This is a genomic window from Arthrobacter sp. PL16 (assembly GCF_035985055.1).
GTDB classification, from domain to species: Bacteria; Actinomycetota; Actinomycetes; order Actinomycetales; family Micrococcaceae; genus Arthrobacter_D; species Arthrobacter_D cheniae.
In genome coordinates this window covers 71,251-92,157 of sequence record NZ_JAXCIC010000002.1, presented here as the reverse complement: position 1 = coordinate 92,157, position 20,907 = coordinate 71,251, and the positions used below count along the sequence as shown (strand labels likewise).

The 20,907-nt window shown below is 67.5% G+C and carries 23 protein-coding genes and 1 tRNA gene; 15 read left to right on the top strand and 9 right to left on the bottom strand.

Features of this window, described 5'->3' with window-relative positions:
• Positions 1 to 124: 124 nt before the first annotated feature.
• A complete protein-coding gene (locus RCH21_RS04090; protein WP_326963309.1) occupies positions 125 to 943 on the top strand; it encodes a DUF1684 domain-containing protein in 819 nt (272 codons plus the stop codon).
• A 39-nt stretch (positions 944 to 982) separates the two neighbouring features.
• Here RCH21_RS04090 and RCH21_RS04085 read toward each other — a convergent pair whose 3' ends face one another.
• Together RCH21_RS04085 and RCH21_RS04080 are read right to left on the bottom strand one after the other, a co-directional pair.
• Positions 983 to 1,585 (bottom strand): sigma-70 family RNA polymerase sigma factor, encoded by a 603-nt coding sequence (locus RCH21_RS04085; protein ID WP_326963308.1) that lies wholly within the window; start codon positions 1,583 to 1,585, stop codon positions 983 to 985.
• A 105-nt stretch (positions 1,586 to 1,690) separates the two neighbouring features.
• Complete coding sequence (locus RCH21_RS04080) at positions 1,691 to 2,467, bottom strand: glycosyltransferase (RefSeq protein ID WP_326963307.1); 777 nt, start codon at positions 2,465 to 2,467, stop codon at positions 1,691 to 1,693.
• 104 nt (positions 2,468 to 2,571) lie between these two features.
• On the opposite strand from RCH21_RS04080, the gene RCH21_RS04075 reads away from it, so the two are divergent.
• Positions 2,572 to 3,234 (top strand): alpha-ketoglutarate-dependent dioxygenase AlkB family protein, encoded by a 663-nt coding sequence (locus tag RCH21_RS04075; protein ID WP_326963306.1) that lies wholly within the window; start codon positions 2,572 to 2,574, stop codon positions 3,232 to 3,234.
• Here the strand turns inward: RCH21_RS04075 and RCH21_RS04070 are convergent.
• The 3 genes from RCH21_RS04070 to RCH21_RS04060 form a co-directional block, all read right to left on the bottom strand.
• Entirely contained in the window at positions 3,216 to 3,743 is a 528-nt protein-coding gene (locus RCH21_RS04070; protein ID WP_326963305.1) for a mycothiol transferase, read from the bottom strand. The two genes, RCH21_RS04075 and RCH21_RS04070, sit on opposite strands and share 19 nt — an antisense overlap.
• The gene (locus tag RCH21_RS04065) at positions 3,743 to 4,381 is read right to left on the bottom strand and encodes a GNAT family N-acetyltransferase (RefSeq protein ID WP_326963304.1); all 639 of its coding nucleotides are present in this window, start codon (positions 4,379 to 4,381) and stop codon (positions 3,743 to 3,745) included. The genes RCH21_RS04070 and RCH21_RS04065 overlap by 1 nt, the downstream gene beginning before the upstream one ends.
• A gap of 94 nt (positions 4,382 to 4,475) precedes the next feature.
• Complete coding sequence (locus tag RCH21_RS04060; RefSeq protein WP_326963303.1) at positions 4,476 to 5,177, bottom strand: FadR/GntR family transcriptional regulator; 702 nt, start codon at positions 5,175 to 5,177, stop codon at positions 4,476 to 4,478.
• A 104-nt stretch (positions 5,178 to 5,281) separates the two neighbouring features.
• On the opposite strand from RCH21_RS04060, the gene RCH21_RS04055 reads away from it, so the two are divergent.
• Entirely contained in the window at positions 5,282 to 6,571 is a 1,290-nt protein-coding gene (locus tag RCH21_RS04055) for an alpha-hydroxy acid oxidase (protein ID WP_326963302.1), read from the top strand.
• A gap of 180 nt (positions 6,572 to 6,751) precedes the next feature.
• Positions 6,752 to 6,859: an Rv0909 family putative TA system antitoxin gene (locus RCH21_RS04050; protein ID WP_326963301.1), complete on the top strand. Its 108-nt coding sequence runs from the start codon at positions 6,752 to 6,754 to the stop codon at positions 6,857 to 6,859.
• Between the two features lie 109 nt (positions 6,860 to 6,968).
• Here RCH21_RS04050 and RCH21_RS04045 read toward each other — a convergent pair whose 3' ends face one another.
• Complete coding sequence (locus tag RCH21_RS04045) at positions 6,969 to 7,805, bottom strand: MerR family transcriptional regulator (protein WP_326963300.1); 837 nt, start codon at positions 7,803 to 7,805, stop codon at positions 6,969 to 6,971.
• Positions 7,806 to 8,016: 211 nt separating this feature from the next.
• Between RCH21_RS04045 and RCH21_RS04040 the strand changes: the two genes are divergently transcribed.
• The 6 genes from RCH21_RS04040 (at position 8,017) to RCH21_RS04015 (ending at position 12,555) form a co-directional block, all read left to right on the top strand.
• Complete coding sequence (locus tag RCH21_RS04040; RefSeq protein WP_326963299.1) at positions 8,017 to 8,322, top strand: hypothetical protein; 306 nt, start codon at positions 8,017 to 8,019, stop codon at positions 8,320 to 8,322.
• 121 nt (positions 8,323 to 8,443) lie between these two features.
• On the top strand, positions 8,444 to 9,049 hold the full coding sequence (locus tag RCH21_RS04035; protein ID WP_326963298.1) for a DUF2243 domain-containing protein: 606 nt from the start codon (positions 8,444 to 8,446) through the stop codon (positions 9,047 to 9,049).
• Positions 9,042 to 9,944: a cytochrome c oxidase assembly protein gene (locus RCH21_RS04030; protein ID WP_326963297.1), complete on the top strand. Its 903-nt coding sequence runs from the start codon at positions 9,042 to 9,044 to the stop codon at positions 9,942 to 9,944. The genes RCH21_RS04035 and RCH21_RS04030 overlap by 8 nt, the downstream gene beginning before the upstream one ends.
• Positions 9,945 to 9,990: 46 nt before the next feature.
• Positions 9,991 to 10,728, top strand: a complete 738-nt coding sequence (locus RCH21_RS04025) for a hypothetical protein (RefSeq protein ID WP_326963296.1) — start codon at positions 9,991 to 9,993, stop codon at positions 10,726 to 10,728.
• A 135-nt stretch (positions 10,729 to 10,863) separates the two neighbouring features.
• Entirely contained in the window at positions 10,864 to 12,183 is a 1,320-nt protein-coding gene (locus RCH21_RS04020) for an alpha-amylase family glycosyl hydrolase (protein ID WP_326963295.1), read from the top strand.
• 105 nt (positions 12,184 to 12,288) lie between these two features.
• Entirely contained in the window at positions 12,289 to 12,555 is a 267-nt protein-coding gene (locus RCH21_RS04015) for a hypothetical protein (RefSeq protein ID WP_120147530.1), read from the top strand.
• A 77-nt stretch (positions 12,556 to 12,632) separates the two neighbouring features.
• On the opposite strand, the gene RCH21_RS04010 is transcribed toward RCH21_RS04015, so the two are convergent.
• Positions 12,633 to 12,705, bottom strand: a tRNA-Ala gene (locus tag RCH21_RS04010).
• A gap of 114 nt (positions 12,706 to 12,819) precedes the next feature.
• On the opposite strand from RCH21_RS04010, the gene RCH21_RS04005 reads away from it, so the two are divergent.
• The 4 genes from RCH21_RS04005 to RCH21_RS03990 are packed head-to-tail and all read left to right on the top strand — an operon-like array spanning position 12,820 to position 17,915.
• A complete protein-coding gene (locus RCH21_RS04005) occupies positions 12,820 to 14,397 on the top strand; it encodes a DHA2 family efflux MFS transporter permease subunit (RefSeq protein ID WP_326963294.1) in 1,578 nt (525 codons plus the stop codon).
• A 36-nt stretch (positions 14,398 to 14,433) separates the two neighbouring features.
• The gene (locus tag RCH21_RS04000; protein ID WP_326963293.1) at positions 14,434 to 15,930 is read left to right on the top strand and encodes a S10 family peptidase; all 1,497 of its coding nucleotides are present in this window, start codon (positions 14,434 to 14,436) and stop codon (positions 15,928 to 15,930) included.
• Between the two features lie 8 nt (positions 15,931 to 15,938).
• Positions 15,939 to 16,106, top strand: coding sequence for a hypothetical protein (locus RCH21_RS03995; protein WP_182976853.1), 168 nt, complete (start codon positions 15,939 to 15,941; stop codon positions 16,104 to 16,106).
• 36 nt (positions 16,107 to 16,142) lie between these two features.
• Complete coding sequence (locus RCH21_RS03990; protein WP_442784679.1) at positions 16,143 to 17,915, top strand: glycoside hydrolase family 15 protein; 1,773 nt, start codon at positions 16,143 to 16,145, stop codon at positions 17,913 to 17,915.
• 78 nt (positions 17,916 to 17,993) lie between these two features.
• Here the strand turns inward: RCH21_RS03990 and RCH21_RS03985 are convergent, their stop codons facing one another.
• Positions 17,994 to 18,494 (bottom strand): DUF456 domain-containing protein, encoded by a 501-nt coding sequence (locus RCH21_RS03985; protein ID WP_326963291.1) that lies wholly within the window; start codon positions 18,492 to 18,494, stop codon positions 17,994 to 17,996.
• Positions 18,495 to 18,622: 128 nt separating this feature from the next.
• Between RCH21_RS03985 and RCH21_RS03980 the strand changes: the two genes are divergently transcribed.
• Positions 18,623 to 19,714 (top strand): Yip1 family protein, encoded by a 1,092-nt coding sequence (locus RCH21_RS03980; RefSeq protein WP_326963290.1) that lies wholly within the window; start codon positions 18,623 to 18,625, stop codon positions 19,712 to 19,714.
• Positions 19,715 to 19,833: 119 nt separating this feature from the next.
• On the opposite strand, the gene RCH21_RS03975 is transcribed toward RCH21_RS03980, so the two are convergent.
• Complete coding sequence (locus tag RCH21_RS03975; RefSeq protein ID WP_326963289.1) at positions 19,834 to 20,751, bottom strand: SDR family oxidoreductase; 918 nt, start codon at positions 20,749 to 20,751, stop codon at positions 19,834 to 19,836.
• Positions 20,752 to 20,907: the final 156 nt, after the last annotated feature.

The following is a 20,907-nucleotide window of genomic DNA, read 5'->3' as shown; positions in this document are numbered from 1 at the left end:
GGCACTCCGACCCGACGTCGCCGAGCCGGGTGGACGGATCGACACGGCCTTGCTAGTTCCGGGAATGCCGAGCGCGCGGCGCGGGTTGGAGGGGGTGCAGGATCCGACGGACCAGGAGGTCATGATGAGCACCACCACGCGAACGGCAGAGGAAGAGTGGCTGCGCTTCCGGGAAGCTCGTGACGCGGCGCTGGCGGAGACGCACGGCTGGCTGACGCTGACCTCCTTCCAGTGGCTTGCCGATGCTCCCTCAGGGGTCGAACTGGTCCCCGGGCTCTGGTCGGAGACGGATGGGACCGCCCGCGTGACTGCCCGAGCCGCCCACGCGCTCACGGACCTGACGAACGGCCGTTCGATAGACGGCACCGTCACGGCGACGCTCGACGACGAGGAATCACTGTCCTGGGTCGCCTCCGACGGGCCGGATGGACGCCGCATCGTGGTGGAGCTCGCTCGTCGTGCAGGCCGTTATGCCATCCGGACCAGGGACGCCGAAGCGCCCACCCTCACCGGGTTCACGGGCGTGCCCGTCTTCGAGTACCGGCCCGACCTCGTGGTGGAAGGGCGATTCGAGCCCTACCACGAACCGGTCGACGAGCCCATCGGCACGGCCCACCCCGAGGTACCCGGAATGCACCGCTCGGTCGGCGACGTCGTGTTCCGGCTTCCGGGTGAGGACGGCGACTTTCGGCTGCGCGCCTCGCAGGAGAACACCGGGACCCTCGCCATCACGTTCCACGATGCTACCAACGGCGTCACGACGGCCCCCTGGCGCAAGGTGACCACGCGCCGACCGCGCCGGGATGGCACCGTGATCCTCGATTTCAACAGGACGGTCAATTATCCGAGCGCGTTCACGCCGTTCGGCACGTGCCCGGCGCCCGTGGACGGGAACGTCATCGGGGCCGCCGTCGAGGCCGGCGAGAAGATGCCACGCCCCTGACGCACCCCTCGGTTGTCGGTTCCCAGGCTGGGCGTCCGATCAGGCAGGCGAACGATCGGTTCGCAGGCTCATGATGCCCTCGCGGATCCGGCTTCTGACCGTCCCTGTTGCGGTTCCGACCCGCCGCGCCGTCTCGTCATAGGTCAGCCCGCCGAAGTAAGCGAGATCGAGGGCCTCCCGCTGCAGTGGCTGGAGGCCGCCCAGAGGGGTGGCGAGTTGCCTGGCCCCGTGATGGTCGAGGACGTCCTGCACCACCGTTGTAGGGCCGGCCGCGGAATCGGGACGCGCCCTGGCGCCGGCCGCTTCGACCGGCGACATCACCGAACGGACCCGATCGATGGCTTTCCGTCGCGCGATCGAGAGGATCCAGGTCGGCGCGCTGTCCTGGTCGGGATCGAAGGATGCGGCCTTCGACCAGAGCTCCAGGAAGATCTCCTGCGCCACCTCCTCGCTCATCACGGGATCCGCGACGACCCTCCGGACGAGCCCGAATACGCGGGGTGCTGCCAGCCTGTACAGCTCCGCAAAAGCAGCCGTGTCCGCCTGGGCGACGCGGGCGAGGAGCACCACCAGCGCGTTGTCTGCCTCCTGGCTTCCCCCGAACGCGGGGGTTGCGGATATGGCGGATGTCCCGGACGTCACCGGATCACGGTCCGAAGCCGGACGGGGTGAGGAAGACGCTGGAACAGGTGCATGGAAGACCTCCGGCAGGAAATAGCTAACTAAATGAGCAATATACCTCTCTAACTATCTCCTGCACAGCCCGCTCCCTCCGCCTGCTTCCCGGGGTAGATGCTCCGGGTCTCGGTCCGACGGTTCCGGTTGGTGATCCAGTCGGTCGGATAGATCTTCGGCAGGATGTTCACAAGCGCCAAGGAGGCGTAGATGACCGTGTTGATGGCGACGAACACGGCAAGGATCGCCGGCTTCGTGTGCCAGACGGATGGTGGCATACGTGCAGTTGTCGGCGACGACGATGATGCGATCGGGCCGGTGCGACTGGCTCTTGAGCGACGCGATGGTCTGCGGGAGGGAGGCCTCTTCGTTATGGGCGGGGATGAGGGCGGTGACCGTTATCTCGCCTGCGAACCCGCCATGGTTGGCGCCCATGACGACTTTGGGGGCGAGGGGCTGGTGGCCGGGGTTCATGGATCGGCGGGACGTGGTGGTGATGCGCCGCTCCACCAGGGCGAGTCCGGTGCCTGCCAGGAGCGCCAGGGCGATGGCGGCGAGGATGATGCTCACCTCCGGAGCGTCGGAGCTGTAGAGGACGCTCCACAGTCCGATGACGGCGTCGTTCGGTTCGGTGATCGTGGAATCGGGTCCATTCGCCGCGACGGCAACCCATAGCAGAGCGGCGGCGGCAGTGACCAAACCGACGATCACGAGACCGACGATGCGGTCGAGCTTGCCCTTGAACGCGTAGGGCGCCGCGCTGCCAGCGGAGGCACTGCGGTGCTTCTCCTCCGGGTCTTCCCTGTCAGCCTCAATCGGGTCCCACGCGGAGATCGAAGAAAGGATCAATGAAGGGCGTGGGTTCCGTGGCAGCTCGTCCGGGCCGAGCAGCAGGACTGGTGAGGGAGGCGCACCCGATGCCGGCAGCACCGGGTGCGGAGCACAATAGTGGTGTGACCGAGGCATTCGATGCTCTGATTCCACGCCCCCGCCGGGAGCTGGCGCCCGGTGCCGTGCATCTTCCGGACTGGCTCGACGCCGGACGGCAGCGCGAACTGGTGGCGCTCTGCCGCTCGTGGGCGAGCGGCCCCGTGCCGATGCGCGCCGTGAGGATGCCGAACGGCGGCGTCATGTCCGTGAGGAGCGTCAGCCTCGGCTGGCACTGGCTCCCCTACCGGTACAGCCGCACGGCCGACGACGTCGGAGGCGCCGTCGTCGCACCCTTCCCGGACGTGCTGGGTGACTTGGGCCGCGAGGCCGTGGAAGCCGCCTACGGACCGGACGACGGCTCGCGGTACGAACCCGATGCCGCGCTCATCAACTATTACGACGACGCCGCGAAGATGGGCATGCACCAGGACCGGGAGGAGCGCGTCAACGCTCCCGTGGTGTCCCTCAGCCTCGGCACGGCATGCACCTTCCGCTTCGGCAACACGGAGAACCGCAACCGCCCCTGGCAGGACGTCGAACTCGCCTCGGGCGATCTCTTCGTCTTCGGAGGTCCTTCCCGCTTCGCTTACCACGGGGTCATCAGGACGCTGCCGGGAACGGCCCCGACCGGCATCGGCTTCGAGGGCCGGCTCAACATCACCCTCCGTCAGACCGGACTCGGCTGACCTCCGGCAAGGATGATCCCCCGCGCGTAGGCGGCCTGGCCTGCGTGCTGGACGGCGTCGTCGACCACGCTCACGAGCCGGACCAGCAGCGTGACCGGAGGATCCCACCGCTCATCCACCACCCTGCCGAGGTCCGCGTCGCTGAGGCCTGCGACGAGGCCCTGCGAAAGGTCATGGACGGCATCGAAGTAGTCGAGCAACTGTTCGGCCGAGGCGACCTTCACGGAGTCAACCTGAGCGGACGAGTGCCCGTACCCGGTGTCCGTCCGGTCCAGTTCAAGTCCCCACCGGTCGGCATACCCGCCCGTCAGCCACAGCTCGTCACGGCCGAACGCGTCCGCGAGGTGGCTGTCCTCGACGCGCGTCAGGTGCCAGATCAGCCACGCGATCGAGTTCGCCGAGCCGCCCGGGCGGAGGGAGAGCTGATGTGCGTCGAGGCCGTCGACGGCGGCCCGGACAAGTTCGGGCAGCCGGCTGAACGCCTCTGCCAGCGCCTCGACCGACGCCATCAGGCGTTGTGCCCCGCGTGGTCGGCTCGGGAGGCCAGAAGGCGGGCGAAACGGCGGCGCTGCGCCGCCGGGATGAGCGAGAGGTACTGCGGATGGGCGGCCAGGAAATTTTGTGCCTCGGGGCAGTAGGGCACGACAGCGAGCCGACGGCGGTGCGCGTTGAGGAGGACCGCCTGCATCAGAACGGGCTCGAGTCCCATGCGGCGGAACCGAGGATCGATGACGGAGTGCAGCAGGAGCACGTGGCTTCCGCGCATTTCGTACTGCATGTACCCCGCCATGACGCCATCGCGGAAGAGCTCGAACCGGGAGAAGAGTGCGTTGTCGCGGAACGTCTCGCGGGCAGCCACATCGGTCCCGCGCCGTTCGGCCTGGCGTTCACGGCGCTCGAGCTCCTCGACCAGGGCCTCGTACTGCTCCCGGGTCTCGAGGGCCGGGTGGTCCGTGTCCAGCTGCTCGTAGGTGCGGTTGCACAGCAGGCGTAGCTCACGCGTGCTGACGTCCGTGAAGTCTGCGGGGAAGTCCAGATCCTGCGACTGGCGCACCGGGGCGAGGTGCCTGGACCGCCCGTTCCAGGGCGGCGAGGGCTCGTCCTTGCGTGCGGTGGGATGGTCGAACATCTGCGGCAGGCGTTCCATGGTTAGCTCCACGTCCGGTGGGTCCACGGCCGTCTGCTCGACCAGTAGGTGCAGTTTAGGTGACCTGCGTCATATTAGAAAGCCCGGCAGGCTGTCAAGCGCTGTCGGAATGCTTGTGGATACCCGACTCGCGGTAGAACCCCTCGATATGGTCCCTCACCAGGTGCGCCGCGTGAGCTCCCTGACCTCCGACGACGGCCGCAAGGATAGCGCGGTGCTCCCGGCGCAGCCGTTCCGAGGTGGTGGTCCAGACGGGCAGGCCCGCAGTCAGGCGCTGGGTGTAGTCGGCGATCGACCCTCGAAGTGATCCCATCATGGCCCCGATCAGCACGTTACCCGCGGCCTCTGCGAGCGCGACGTGGAAGAGGGCATCGCGCTCGAGGAACCCGGCGGGTCCGTCGTGGTGCCTGTCCATCTCGTCGAGGAGCGCCGCGGCCCGCTCGAGGGCAGGAGAATCCCGCGAGGCGTGCTCCACGCACCATGTCTCGAGCAGGAGCCGTGTCTCGACGATGTCCTTGATGGGCAGGTGCGCACTTGCCACGTGGAGCCTCAGCGCGGAGTCCAGGGCGAGTGCCGGGTTGCCCGTGATGATCGTGCCCGCCTGCGGACCGGACCCGACGCCGGCCCGTACGACGCCGAGTGCCTCGAGGACGCGGGTTCCTTCCCGCACGGATGCGCGGCTGATGTTCAGATGCTCCGCCATGGTGCGCTCTCCGGGCAGGCGTGAACCGATGGCGAGCCGCCCCGCAGCCAGTTCCTGTTCGAGCCAGACCGAGACCACCTGATGGTTGCGCATGCCGCCATCCTAGCTTGTGTGGTCTGACCACAGGACGTAGTATCTGTGGTCGGACCTCAGGTCCTCTGCGTTACCCGCACCCGCCCGACGAACGAAGGCACGCCATGCAGACACTCCCCAGCGCAGCTGTTCCGCCGGCCCTCAAACGCCGCATCCCTCGAGTTGCGGACCTCGCTCCCCTCATGCAGTTCAAGAAGCCGGAGTTCGGCGCGGCAGCGAGACTGCAGCGGGCCAATACCACCTGGGACCTGCGCGACATGGCGAAGCGGCGCACTCCCACGGCCCCCTTCGACTACACCGACGGCGCCGCCGAAGCGGAAATCTCTCTTGGCCGGGCGCGCGAAGCCTTCCTCGATCTGGAGTTCCGGCCGGGCATCCTCCGCAATGTGCAGACGGTCAGCACCGTCACGCCCATCCTCGGCGGCAACTCCGCGCTGCCCTTCGGTATCGCACCGACAGGATTCACCCGCATGATGCAGTCCGAGGGCGAGTACGCCGGGTCGCAGGCCGCGGAGGCGGCGGGAATCCCCTACACGCTCTCGACGATGGGCACCGCTTCCATCGAGGACGTCGCGCAGGCCGCTCCCAACGGACGCAACTGGTTCCAGCTCTACCTGTGGACGGACCGGGACCGCTCGATGGAGCTCATCGCCCGTGCCGCCGCCGCCGGGAACGATACCCTCATGGTCACCGTGGACACCGCCGTCGCCGGCGCCCGCCTCCGCGATGTCCGCAACGGCATGACCATTCCGCCGGCCCTCACCCTGAAGACCGTTCTCGACGCCTCCTACCGTCCGGCCTGGTGGTTCAACTTCCTCACGCACGAGCCGCTCTCCTTCGCCTCGCTCTCGCGCTATTCAGGCACGGTCGCGGATCTCATCAACTCGATGTTCGATCCCACGCTCACCTACGAGGACCTCGACTGGCTGCGCAGCGTCTGGAAGGGGAACCTCGTGGTGAAGGGGATCCAGACGCTCGACGACGCGAAGAAGGCCGTGGACCACGGAGCCGACGGGATCATCCTGTCCAACCACGGTGGCCGACAGCTCGACCGCGCTCCGATCCCCCTCCATCTGCTGCCGCGCGTGGCCGCCGAGCTGAAGGGCAAGACGGACATCATCCTCGATACCGGCATCATGAGTGGCGGCGATATCGTCGCGGCCGTAGCCCTCGGCGCGGATTTCACACTGATCGGTCGGGCGTACCTCTACGGACTCATGGCCGGCGGGCGCAAGGGCGTGGACCGCACCATCGAGATCCTCGGAACGCAGACCGCCCGCACCATGCAGCTGCTCGGCGTGAACCGCATCGAGGACCTCAATCCTGATCACGTCCGCCTGCTCGGTGACGCGACCGCGGATGTGGAGCTACCCAGGGCCGCCGTGACCCTCTGACTGCGGCCCGCCACCAGTACCACATCGTCGTCGGCACATCCTCATTTTCGTCAGTGGTCGCGGTGCCTGCCCCTGTGCCCGTTCCGGGTGCACGATTATCGGGTCCATGCTGCGGCAGCCCACGGCAGGGCCGCGGACCGGTTCGACGAAAGGGACCAACCTATGGCGGACATTGGTGGAATGGCCGACAAGGCCAAGGACTATGCACAGGACAACCCGGAAAAGGTGGACCAGGCCAAAGACAAGGCAAAGGACACCCTCGACGGCAAAGACGGCGAAAAAAAGTAACCCGTAACCGTCGACGGAGGCCGGACCGCCCAGGTGGTCCGGCCTTCCGTCTTGACTTCCACACCCTGGAACGGATGCCACCATCCGGCGGCCTCTCCGGCCCAGCTCGCTAGCTGTCGGCCGGCCCGGAGACAGGGAATGCGATGTGTGCCACCGGTTCGTCCTCGGGTCCTGTGCTGGGGTCGGCGAAGTAGTACTCGCGAGGCGGTCCTGTCTGCATGAGGTCACTCCGGGTGATCCAAGCCTCGACGGCGTCGTACGCGGAGAGGATGTCCGGGTAACGGATCTGGGCGCGGCTGATGGTGACGAACGCTTCGTGGTGCGCCGGCTCCACCCTGGTTGGCAAGGTCGCCTCGATGGCTCGTCCGGGGTCGATGGGGACTGCCGACTCGACGGGTCCGTCGCTGTCCTCGGAGACGTCGCCGTGGTAGATCACGATCGATGCCGCCGTCTGTCCTCCGACAGTAGCGGCGGCTGCAAGTTGTCGCAGCCCTGCCTGTACGATCCAATCGCTCAGATGTGCGACGTCGACGTAGTCCTGTTCGGTAAGGAGCGTCTGCGTGGGTACTCTGCGAGTTGTTACGGGGAACATGGTGTAGGAATCCTTTCCACCGGTAATGACCTGGGCGAGGTGCTCGACGACGGTGCGGCGGTCGTTGAACTCCGCGACAGCCCGGCTCCACCAGGCTGCGATGTGGGAGTCACGTTGTTCGCGCGGTGCCTGCATCAGCTCTGCTACTGATCGCATCGGCATACCGGCGCGCCGCAGCATCCTGATCAACCGTGCGTCGCGCAGTTGCTCGGAGGCATACAAGCGGTAGCCCGACTGCGGATCCCACTTCTCCGGCACCAACAGCCCGTTCTGGGCGTAGAGACGCAGAGCTTTGGGTGAGAGTCGCGCACGCTGCGCGAAGACCCCTGCTGTGAGCCAGGTCGAATCAGTCATCAGCCCTCCCTCGAGCGGCCACCGACCGCCGTGGAGTCCAGCATCGACCCCGCCCCAAGGGCGAAGTCAACACCCTCCCGCAACCCACTATCGAGGGAAGCATCGTCCTGATCGGGAAAGCCTCGATCCCGGTCTATCATTCATCCAGTGGACCTGCCTGGGGCGGGTTCGGAAACATAAGTCTGGGGAGACGAATATGGAGCGTGGGCGGATGCATTATCCGTTGCGTTACAGGCGCGCGCGATCGCTGCTGTACGTGATCGGCCTGTTCTGGCTGTGGCTGTGGCTCGGCAGCGCGGCCCTGATGGAAGGCCTCTACCACTCGCCGCTGCACGCGGCCCTGGCTGTGTATGCCCTCGCCGTCGCTGTCCTGGTTTCCCTCCCCACGGCGTTGCTGGCCGCACTCCGCATGATCCTCACGCACCCGCAGCGCACAGCCCTCATCGTTCCCCTTCCCGTAGCCTCCCGTCGGGCTGGCGAGACCGCCCACTGGTGGTACGGCAAAAAAGTCTCCTGAACAAGGAACTCATCGTCCGAGGTCCGCACTCGGGCGAATCTATCGTCCGTGGCTCGCTCCACGCCGGCCAGGTCTCGACACAGCTGGGCCCCGATGCCGGCTGCTTCCGCCTGTGGCGTGAATGTGCTGGACGCTCCTCCTGCACTGCTGGCACGCTGAAGGGGTCCGGATCCTTCGACGACGGGGAAACACCATCGCTTCGTCCACCCGCCCTCCGACCCCCGGTCCCCGGACCGGCGCTGCGCGCCTCGAACGCCGGAACGTCCTCGTGGGCATCCTGTTCGGCTGCGGCATCATCGCCTTCCTCGACGAGGCCGTGTTCCACCAACTCCTGCACTGGCACCACTTCTACGACCGCTCCACGCCGGCGGCCGGCCTCGTGTCCGATGGCCTCTTCCATGCGTTCAGCTGGTTCGCGACCGTCGCCTCCCTCTTCCTGTTCGCCGACCTCAGGCGACGCGGGTCACTGCACACCCGCCGATGGTTGGGCGGCATCCTCGTGGGTGTCGGCGCCTTCCAACTGTTCGACGGACTCGTGCAGCACAAGCTCCTCGACCTGCACGAGATCCGGTACGGCGTGAACCTCCTCCCCTATGACCTGATGTGGAACGGAGCGGCGCTGGCGTTCCTCGTGGCCGGGCTACTCGTAGTGCTGGCGGTGCGGCGCACAGAGGGCGGGACCAGGGGGAAGGGCGGGGGCAGGGACCCGGACGCGCAGCATGCCTGACGTCCTCCACCGAGTGGCTCTTGACAACCCGCTCCTGCAGCATGCGTTCGTTCCGCACCACGGAGAGGCCGGGACCGGGTCCGGCACGGGTGACCTCAGCGCCGTCGCCCTGGAAACCGCCGTCGTCCTCGTGTGGCTGGGGCTCGCCGCGGGCTATCTCGTCGCGGGCCGCGCCGCCGTGCTGCGCGGGCGGACGCAGTGGCCGGTGCGGCGCACGGTGTCCTGGCTCACCGGCATCGGGCTGGGCCTTGCCGTGACAGCTGGTCCCATCTCCTCGACGGCTGCGGGGAGCCTCACGGTGCACACCGCTGTCCACCTCGTCCTCGGCCTGCTCGTCCCCCTCCTGCTGGTACTCGGCAGGCCCGCGACCCTGGTCCTCCGGGCCGTCTCCGCTGGTGCAGGTCGGCGACTCACCGGAATGGCCGGGAGCGCGCCGCTCCGGATGATCGGGCATCCCGTGGTCGCGCTGCTGCTCACCGTGGTGCCGATGGCGTTCCTCTACTGGGACGGAACGGCCCTTCCACTGCTCCACCACCCCTTGCTCGGGCCACTGATCCACGTGCACTTCGTGGCCTCGGGCGCACTCTTCACCTACGCCGTCGTCGGACTGGATCCCAACCCCCACCGGGCTTCCGAAGGGGTTCGCGCGGCCGCGATCCTCGCGTCGATCGCGGCGCACGGGGTCGTGGCCAAACACCTCTACTCCGCCGCCGGTCGTGGTGGGCTACCGCCCGACGCCGAGCAGGCGGCCCAGCTCATGTACTACGGCGGGGACGCGGTGCACGTCCTGCTGCTCGTGGTCTTCTGCGCGCACATCTACCGCCGTACCGGCAGGCACCTCCCCCGGCTCCCGATACGGCACAGCTCGGATGGTTCGCCCGACCGGGTTGTGTAACCTTGCCGGAGCGGGCCGAGGGTCCGGCAGCCACCGAAGGATCCCCATGCCACGCTTCATCCCCCTTGCGGGACTCTCCCTTGCCGCCCTTCTCGCACTGACGGCGTGCTCGTCGTCGCCGGCATCGAGCGGACCGTCCGAGTCCCCATCGGCCACCAGCGGGACCGGGGCGGGCAGCGAGGAGACGGGGTCCTACTCCTCCGACGACCTCGCGACCATCCTCGGGACCGTGACGCAGGCGGACGGGACATCCCTGCAGATGATCCCGACCGCGCAGATCGAACAGAGCATGGACCAGGCCCGGCAGTTCCTCGACGCCGTGACAGTCACTCCCGAGGACTGCAAGGTCTTCGTGTCGAACAGTCTCGAGGCGCCCGAAGGCGCGGGGGTTGCGACGGGCGTCTCCAGCTCCAACGGGGACGCCGTCCAGACCATCGTGTCGGCCGCATCCTCCGCGGACATCGACTCCTCCAAGGGCCTCGCGGCAGTTCCTGCAGCAGCGCTGGAGGTCTGCTCGTCGTTCAGCGTCGACGCGCAGGGCGTGGTGATCGAACAGACCGTCGAAGCGGTGGATGCCTCGACGAAGGCCGAGGGCACCGTGGGAACCTCGTCCGTGCAGTCGTCCTCGGACGGCGGGAAGCAGCAGACCATGACGATCATCGGCACACGCGGGGACCTCGCCGTGACGGCCCTCCGCACTGCCAAGGACACCCTGCCGGACGGCACCCAGGACGAACTCCAGGACCTCGTCGACGCCACGCTCACCGCCGCCGAGCGAGGCTGAGCCGAACGCCCCGGAGGGGACAAGTATCGAAGGACGCGCACGAGGTTACGGATCTCCGGGCACCTCCTCGTCGACGTAGGCTGAGTGGGATGCGGCCCGGGCCTGTCGCAGAATCGTTGGAAGGGTAACCAGCACGTGAAGAATTCCTCCTGGGTCGAACATGCCATCTGGTGGCAGGTCTACCCCCTCGGTTTCGTCGGGGCCGAGAAGTCGGCCGTCGAGCGGCCGTCCGCCGAACACCGGCTCCTGGACCTGGTGCCGTGGCTCGACTACGTGGTCGGGCTCGGAGCATCGGGGCTGGCCCTCGGCCCCGTCTTCGCCTCCGAGACGCACGGGTACGACACCACGGACTACTTCCGGATCGACCCCCGCCTCGGCACGCTCGAGGACTTCGACACCCTCGTGGCCGAAGCCCACCAGCGCGGATTGCGGATCCTGCTCGACGGCGTCTTCAACCACGCAGGGCGTTCGTTCGCCGCGTTCCAGGATGTCCTGGCCCAAGGTCCGGAAGCCGCCACCGCGAGCTGGTTCACGCTGGAGTGGCCGGAGGGTGCGGGTCCCGGCGTCGAGCCCCGTTACCGCGACTTCGAGGGCCACCACCATCTCGTGGCCCTCAACCACGACGAACCGGCCGTCGCGGACTTCGTCGTCGACGTGATGGAGTACTGGCTAGGCCGGGGCGCGGACGGCTGGCGCCTCGATGCCGCCTACGCCGTCCCGTCGTCGTTCTGGGCAGGCGTGACCGCACGTGTCCGGGCATCCCATCCGGACGCCTACTTCGTCGGCGAGTACATCCACGGCGACTACGCAGCCGAGGTGCGTGCCGGGGGCCTCGATTCGGTCACCCAGTACGAACTGTGGAAGGCGGTCTGGAGCTCCCTCAATGATGCCAACTTCTTCGAACTGGCGGCCGCCCTCGATCGCCACAACGCGCTCCTCGCCTCCTTCGCGCCGCTGACCTTCATCGGCAACCACGACGTCACCCGCATCGCGAGCAAGGTGACTGATTCCGCGCTGGTGCCGCACGCCGTCGTGCTCCTCCTCACGGTGGGCGGGACGCCGTCCATCTACTACGGGGACGAGCAGGGCTACCGCGGGGTCAAGGAGGACAGGGCAGGGGGCGACGACGACGTCAGGCCCCTGTTCCCGCCCTCTCCCGAAGCCCTGTCCCCTCTCGGGAAGCCGGTCTTCGACGTCCACCACCAGCTGATCGGCCTCCGACGGCGCCACCCCTGGCTGCACCGCGCGACGACGCAGGTCCTGGACCTGTCGAACGAGGTGTTCGCCTACCGCGTGGCCGCCGATGGACCGGATGCCCTGGTGGTGGCCCTGAACCTGTCCGACGGCGAGCGTCGGGTCGACGCCGGAGGTGCGGCCACCGTCCTGGCCGGCGCAGCAACGGTCGACGGCGGCAGGGCACTGGTCCCCGCTCGTGGCTGGGTGGTGCTCGGCTAGCGGGGACCTTCCCGGCCCCGGCCCCCGGTCAGGGGCCGGGGATAGCTGTCGCGTCAGCCGGCCAAGGGGATAATGAGTGCAGGTCCAGTACAGGAAGGAAGCCCGATGAGCCCGCAGTACCCCCAGGGGGACCTCGACTCGGTCGACTTCACACCCTGGCCGCGCCCCGTCCCCCTGCACGTCCTGAACGGCGTGAAGAAGTTGCTGCTCGTGGCCGCGATTCTCCTCGGAATGCATCAACTGCTGCCTGGCACGAGCATCGGATCGTCATTGAGCAGCACGTTCACCCTCCTGGTGGTGATGTCCTGGCTCAGTCCGCTCGCGCGGATTTTGGCGGCACGTCCCTGGGCACGGAAGTCCGCCGACGAGTAGCAGGTATCACCGCACGAATTGATCACGAAAAAGCGAGGCCCCCGTGGGCGGGAGCCTCGCTTCTTGGTGCGGAATCGTGGAGCTTAGGGGAATCGAACCCCTGACCTTTTCATTGCGAACGAAACGCTCTACCAACTGAGCTAAAGCCCCGCACATCTCTTCCGGACACCAACACTGTACCCAAGAGGACGGCCTGATCCCAAAGTGCCGTGCACGGCGGGATACCACTCCGGAAGGTCGGCCCCCGAGAGTAGTCTTCTCGCCATGCCCAGCAATCCCCGACGGACGGCTCCTGCGCCGCTGCACGACGACGGCGTGAGGCCCTGGCCGGCCCTCTGGTCACTCGTCATCGGCTTCTTCATGATCCTCGTCGACTCGACGATCGTCTCCGTCGCGACGCCCGCCATCATGGCCGGGCTCGATGCCGGCATCGACAGCGTCATCTGGGTGACCAGCGCCTATCTGCTGGCCTTCGCCGTCCCCCTGCTCGTTGCCGGTCGGCTCGGCGACCGCTTCGGGCCGAAGCGGATCTACCTCGTGGGCCTCGTGGTCTTCACCCTCTCGAGCGCGTGGTGCGGATTGTCGGGAAGCGTGGAGGTACTCATCATCGCCCGCGTCTTCCAGGGCCTCGGCGCCGCACTGATGACGCCGCAGACCATGTCCGTCATCACCCGGATCTTCCCGCCGGATCGCCGGGGTGCGGCCATGGGACTGTGGGGCTCGGTCGCCGGCATCGCAACCCTCGTCGGCCCCGTCCTCGGCGGTGTCCTGGTCGATACCTCCGGGTGGGAGTGGATCTTCTTCATCAACGTCCCCGTCGGCGTCGTCGGGTTCATCCTCGCCTACCGCCTCGTCCCCACCCTGCAGACGACGTCGCAGGGGTTCGACCTACCCGGGGTGTTCCTCAGCGCGGTCGGCCTGTTCTGCCTGGTGTTCGGCATCCAGGAGGGCGAGAGCTACGACTGGGGAACGATTGCGGGACCCCTCTCCGTCTGGTCGCTGATCATCACGGGCCTGGTGCTCCTCGTCGCCTTCGTGATCTGGCAGAAGATCACCCGAGGCGAGCCCCTGGTACCGCTCGGGCTCTTCGGCGACCGCAACTTCTCGCTGGCCAACACCTCGATCACGGCCATGGGGTTCTCCATCACCACCATGACGTTGCCGCTCATGCTCTACGCACAGACGGTCAGGGGCCTGTCCCCCACTCAGGCCGCCCTCCTGCTGACCCCGATGGCCGTCATCTCGGGCGTCCTCGCACCCTTCGTCGGCAAGTACGTGCAGCGCAACAACCCTAAGTACATGGCCGTCGCCGGGTTCGCCGGCATGGCCGCCGCCCTGTTCTGGCTGGGAGTCATCCTCACTCCCGATGTCCCGATCTGGTATCTCCTCCTGCCCATCTCCCTGCTCGGGCTCGCCAGCGCAGGGATCTGGGCGCCGGTCTCCCTCACGGCCACCCGCAACCTCGCACCGTCCCTCGCCGGAGCCGGCTCGGGTGTGTACAACACCACGCGCCAGATGGGCGCGGTCCTCGGCAGCGCGGCCATCGCCGCGATCATGCAGTCACGCCTGATGACGAACCTGGGCGATGGCGGGATGACAGCCACCCCGGGTACCGCTCTTCCCGATGAGGCGAGGGCCGGGTACGCCCTCGCGATGGGCCAATCGCTCTACCTGCCGGCCATCGTGATTCTCGTCGGCTTCGCCGCCGCGCTGTTCTTCGCAAAACCCCAGCAGAACCGGGTGTGGCAGGGCGACGCCGGAGCCGTGGGAGGCTCGGAGGCCGACGTGCCCCTCGAGGACAGCACCACCAGGCAAGGAGGAGCGACACCCACCGAGTCCTGAGCTGTTGCCTCTGGGAACTACCGGTAGTCTTCTGCCATGGCTGATGAGACGAAGGACACACCGGGAACCACCGCGGCGAACGCTCAGAAGGATCCGGCGACGCCCGATACCAAGGATGTCTCCGACGATTTCGTCGTGCGGGACCACACTTCTCCCTCGGGCATGAGGTACACGACGACCACCGGGCGCCTGGTGCTGCGACGCGAGGAGACGAAGGACGGCAAGGCCGACGGGTTCAAGCCCAAGGCCGAGATCTTCATCGTCGCGTACACGAAGCAGGACGCCGAGCCGGGCCGCCCCGTCACGTTCGCCTTCAACGGTGGCCCCGGGTCCGCTTCCGTCTGGCTGCATCTCGGCCTGCTCGGCCCCCGCCTCGTCGATTCCGGAGATGTGGGGACCATGACTCCGGCGCCGTTCGGGCTTGTCGACAACCCCGACAGCCTCCTCGAGTCGAGCGACCTCGTCATGGTCGATCCGGTCAACACCGGCTTCTCCCGCGTCGTCGAGGGCGAGAAGGCCGACGAGTTCCACGCCTTCGAGCAGGACAGGGACCTCGTGGCGGAGGTCATCCGGCTCTGGACGACGCGCAACAACCGCTGGCTCTCCCCGAAGTACCTCGTCGGCGAGTCCTACGGGACGCTGCGTGCCGTCGCCGTCGCCGGGCGACTCTTCGACGCGTACGGCATGGCCGTCAACGGGCTGGGACTCATCTCCACGGTGCTCAACATGTCCACCCTGCGCTTCTTCCCCGGCAGCGACCTCCCCTACGCCCTGCACCTGCCCACCTACGCGGCGATCGCGCACTATCACGGCCGCCACGGGGATCGGGAGCTCCCCGACGTCGTCCGTGACGCCGAGGAGTACGCCGCCGGGGACTTCGGCTACGCGCTCACGCAGGGCAGCAGGCTGACCGCCGAACAGCACGAGGAGGTCGTCGCGCGGCTCCATGCCATCACCACGCTGGACGAGGCCTTCATCCGGCGCACCAATTTCCGCTGGGCGTACCATGAGTTCGCTGCGGAGATCCTCCGATCCGAGGGATTGGCCGTCGGTCGTATCGATGGCCGCTTCACCGCGAGGCCGGGCAATCTGCAGGCCTCGGACGCCCTGGATGATCCGAGCATCCGGGCGATCACGGGCCCCTACTCGGCGGCGATGAACCACTACGTCCGCGCCGAGCTCGGCTACGAGAACGACCTCCCCTACGAGATCCTCACCGCCCGGGTCCAGCCCTGGAGCTACCGCACCTTCGAAGGCGCGCCGGTCGATGTTTCGGGTGTCCTGGAACGGCTCCTGGTCCACAACCCGAACCTTCGGGTACACGTGGACTACGGCTATCACGACGGCGCTACGCCGCACTTCGCCGCCGAATACGTGTGGGCCCACATGAAACTCGACGACGACGCCCGGGCCCGCTTCACCCACCACTACCATGAGGCCGGCCACATGATGTACCTGAACCCGGTAGCACGGGATGCGCAATTGCGCGCGCTGAGGGCCTTCGTCGCCGAGCCGCAGCCCGGCCAGGAATAGTACGTAGGATGATGAATGCGGCCGGCGGCGACAGTCCGGTCCCCGACCTCAAGGAGTTCATCATGCTGAAAAGGATCCTCTTGGCCCTGGTGCCCGTCATCGTCTCCCGCGTCATGAGCAAGCGTGGCGCAGCCCAGGCGCCTCGAGCCAACAAGATGCGCTACAACGGCAAGTAGGCGCTCCAGGGTGGCGCCGGGCGCGGGAGAGGATTGATCATCGCACTGCGAGACGAGGACGGCTTCGCCGATATCCGCTCGTACGCGGCGATCGGAGACGGCCGGACGGTCGCCCTGGTGGCACTGGATGGTTCGATCGACTGGTATCCCACTCCGGATCTCGACTCGACGCCGGCCTTTGCCCGCCTCCTCGATGCGAACGAGGGCTTCATGGCCCTGGCTCCAACGGAGGAGTTCTCCGTGGAACGGCGGTACGCGGACGGTTCGAACGTCCTCGAGACCCTGTACACCACGTCCTCCGGGACAGCTCGCGTCACCGACTCGCTCAACACCGGTGTCGCCGGGAGGTTGCCCTGGGGTGAGCTGGCACGGCGCATCGACGGGCTCACCGGAACCGTGGACATGGCCTGGTCCGTCGCTCCCGGCACCTGTTTCGGCACGGCCTCGCCGTGGCTCGACAGGGGCTCGGAGGATCCGGTGCTGCGGATCGACGCCGTCGGACTGGGCATCCGGGGTATCAATCACGGCCTGAAGGCACCGGAGGGCCGGTCCGTGGAAGGCGCCTTCACCACCTCGGAAGGTTCCCGCCACCTCGTCGCCGTCGTCTCCACGCATGGCGAGCCGCTCCCCCTGCCGGACCCACAGACCATCGACGACGGCATGGACCGAACCATCCTCAACTGGCAGACGTGGTCGGACAACTTCGCCTACGACGGCGACTACCGCCACGCCGTCCTCCGCAGTGCCCTCACCCTGAAGCTGCTGCTGCACAGCCCGTCCGGGTCCATCGCCGCCGCTGCGACAACCTCCCTCCCGGAAAGCGCTGAGGGCGGGAAGAACTGGGATTACCGCTACGCGTGGGTGCGCGACACCGCGTACACGCTGCACTCCCTCACCCGCGCCGGACTCCGCGAAGAAGTCCATGCCGCTGTGTCGTGGATGCTCAAGAACCTTCGCTCGCAGGGCGCCGACCTCGAGGTGTTCACACGGCTGAACGGCGATATACCCGAGGGCACGCACAGGCCGGACCTGACGGGGTGGCGGAACATCGGTCCGGTCGTGGATGGCAACCCCGCCGCCGGGCAGCTGCAGCTGGGCGTCTTCGGGGACGTGTTCGACATCGTGTGGCAGTACGTGCAGGCGGGACACGTCCTGGATCCGGCGACGATGCGGCAACTCGCGGACCTCGCGGACCTGACCTGCGACATCTGGCGGCGGCGCGACGCCGGCATGTGGGAACTGCCGGAGGAACGCCACTACATCACGTCGAAGCTCGGCTGCTGGAACGCACTCCGATGCGCGGTGCTCCTCTCGGAGCACGGACAGCTGCAGGGCCCGGTGGAGCGGTGGGCCGCAGAGCGCGATCGCATCAACGACTGGGTCCACGAGAACGGCTGGTCGGAGGAGCGCCAGAGCTATGTCTGGTACCCGGGCTCCACCGACCTCGACGCCTCGATCCTCCTGCACGCCATGAGCGGGTTCGACACCGGCCCGCGGATGTCCTCCACCATCGACGCGCTGCGGGACGAGCTCGGCGCCGGCCCCCTGCTGTACCGCTACAGCGGCATGCAGGAGGAAGAAGCTACGTTCGTCGCCTGCGCCTACTGGATGGTGTCGGCACTCGTCAGCGTCGGCAGGCGCGACGAAGCGGTGGACCTGATGGAGGAGCTCCTGCCCCTCGCGAACGACGTCGGGATCATGTCCGAGATGATCGAGCCCTCCGACAACTCGTTCATGGGCAATGTCCCGCAGGGCCTGAGCCACCTGGCGCTGATCGTCGCCGCGCTGTCCATCTCCGGCAAGTCCTGAGGACCCCGGCATGCGGCGGGGGCGGGGAACCGGACGGACGCACGGCACCGCACCGGTTCGCGCGGCGTGCAGGACCTGTCAGGCCGTGGCGAAGTAGACCCACACGCCGATGACCCACGTGGTCCCGGCAAGGCAGGCGAGGGCGAGCTCCGCGAGGATACCGAGGCCCGTCGCCTTCAGGGCGTGAAGGCTCGAAGTGACGGCCGCACGGGCGTCCCGCTGCCGCGCGTACTCGCTCGCGAACAGCCCGAGGGCGAAACCGACGAAGAGCCCCACGACCGGGATCACGAACATCCCGATGACACCCAGCAGTACGCCGATGGTCACCGACCGGCCGGGGATGCGGCGCTGCTTGAGCGTCCGCCCGGTGAGGACCACCCCTGCGCCGAGGCCCGCTCCCGCCAGGACGGTGCCGATCGCGAAGACGACCCATCCTTCCGTACTCGCCACGGTCAGGGCCCAGGTGAGCAGCGACACGATTATGAGGATGCTCCCCGGAAGGATCGGTACCACAACTCCTGCGATACCGACTGCGATGAGCGCACCGCACACCACTGTCATGAAGACCTGTAGATCCATGGGTCAAGTCTTGCACTGCCTTGCGCGACGCGACGCTGTGGAGCGGTACCGACGCGTCACACCATGGAATACTGGGAGAATACTAAGCCAACTTAGCGAGCCCGAGGGCCCTGAAATCAGGAGGACCAGTGAGCACACCAGGAACAGGGAACAGGGACGACGAGCGCCGCGGCGCGGACAACGGCCCGCGGCACGAGGACAGCCCCACAGAACTGATGGACACAGGTCGCTCCGGCGCAGGAGCCACCAGCGCCGGCCGTGCGGACAGTGGCGCAGGCCCGGATCGCCCCGCGGGTTCATCCCGCGCCTCAGCGAACGACGACGGCGCGGGCGACTACGTGCCCGGCGGGTACTCTTCGGACGACGACACCAGTGGTGAGTACGTCCCGGGCATGTATTCGGATCCGTCGTCGGGTGACAGGACCACCACGGACACCCCCACCCGTGAGCACACGAGGCCTACACCCGTCTCCGCCTCGCGTGACACAGCAGCCCACCGCGATGCGCCGAAGACCCAGGCACACACCCAGGTGGTGCCCGTCACGGCGTCGAAGTCCCGAGATGAGCCCCGCGACGCGGACCGTGACCGCCAGTACCCACGAGCAGCTGCTGCCGGAGCCGGCACCGGCTCGGGTCTGCCGAGCCTCGAGGACCGCAAGCTCATCCACCAGCGCGAGAAGGAACACTTCGGTGGCATGAAGTTCGGCTCCGCCTTCTTCGGCTGGCTGACTGCCACCGGTATGTTCGTCCTGCTCTCAACCCTCGTCGGGGCTGTCGCCGGGATCTTCGGTTACGGCGCAAACCTCTCGGCGTCGGACCTGACCAACGGTTCCGGTGAGGCGCAGAGCATGGGCATCACCGCGGCCGTCGTGCTCGGCATCATCCTGCTGCTCTCCTACTACGCCGGTGGTTACGTCGCCGGACGGATGGCGCGCTTCAGCGGTGTGAAGCAGGGTGTGGCCGTATGGCTGTGGGCTGTCATCATTGCCGTGGTGCTCGCCATCATCGGCCTCATCGTCGGCAACCAGGCCAATGTGACCGAGCGCTTCCAGGGCCTCGGCGTCCCCTCCGCGCAGGACCTCACGGGCCCCGGCCTGATAGGACTCCTCATCGTGGCCGCCATCGCCCTCGTCGGCGCGATCCTCGGCGGTCTCGCCGGCATGCGATACCACCGGAAGATCGACCGCACCGATTTCGATGCCCTCGAAGAGACCGCCTGAACCCAGCGTGAGGAGCCCCTGGTAGCCCGCTTCATGCGCAGGCCCGGCCAGAACAGCCCTGTTCTACAGAACAACCCCGGACTCGGAAGAGTCCGGGGTTGTTGTGTCGACAGGAGGTCTCAGGGCGAGGGCATTCCGCCGTTGACGTTCAGCGTCTCGCCAAGGACGTAGCTCGCCTCGGACGACGCCAGGAAGACATAGGCGGGTGCGAGCTCGGTCGGCTGACCCGCCCGTCCCAAGGGGGTGTCCTTCCCGAACTCGGGCAATGCCTCCGCGGGTTGGCCACCGGAGGGCTGCAGCGGAGTCCAGATGGGACCCGGAGCCACGGCGTTGACCCGGATACCTTTCGGAGCAAGCTGCTGCGCGAGGCCCTTGGTGAAGTTGTTGATCGCGGCCTTGGTGCTCGCGTAGTCCACGAGGGTCGGTGACGGCTCGTATGCCTGGATGGAGGTCGAATTGATGATCGCGGATCCGGGCTTGAGGTGCTTGAGCGCTTCCTTCGTCACGCGGAAGAACGAGTAGATGTTCGTCTTGTACGTGTGGTCCAGCTGCTCGTCGCTCAGGTCCTCGAGGGATTCGACGGCCACCTGCTTCCCGGCGTTGTTCACGAGGATGTCCAGGCCATCGAGGCCCTGTGCTGCCTGCTGGACCAGCGAGATGCAGTAGGCGGGGTCCTTCAGGTCACCCGGGATGCAGACGGCCGTGCGGCCCTCGGCCTCGATGATCCCCTTGATCACCTGCGCGTCCTCCTCCTCTTCCGGGAGGTAGGACAGGGCGACGTCGGCCCCCTCCCGGGCGTAGGCGATGGCGACGGCTGCACCGATGCCGGAGTCCGCGCCGGTGATGAGGGCCTTGCGTCCCACGAGGCGTCCGGTCCCCCGGTACGAGGTCTCACCGCGGTCCGCCTTGATCTCCATGTCGGCCTCGAGCCCGGGCTCGGGCGTCTGGTCGGCCGGTGGCGTGATGCTCTCGAACCTCGTCACGGGGTTCTGGAAGGTGTACTGGTCGGTCGTTCCTGTCGTGCTCTCCGAGGTCATACGTGTGCTCCCTGTGCAGAAGGCGAGTCCCGCGCCGCAGTGGCGCCGAGAAGGGCGGTCGGCCCAGCGACCAAGCTAAGCCTGCTTACTACCCTAGGCGGGCGGGGTTACCCCTACAAGCAGGTTCGAGGGCCGGGAAGGGATGGCGCGACCCAG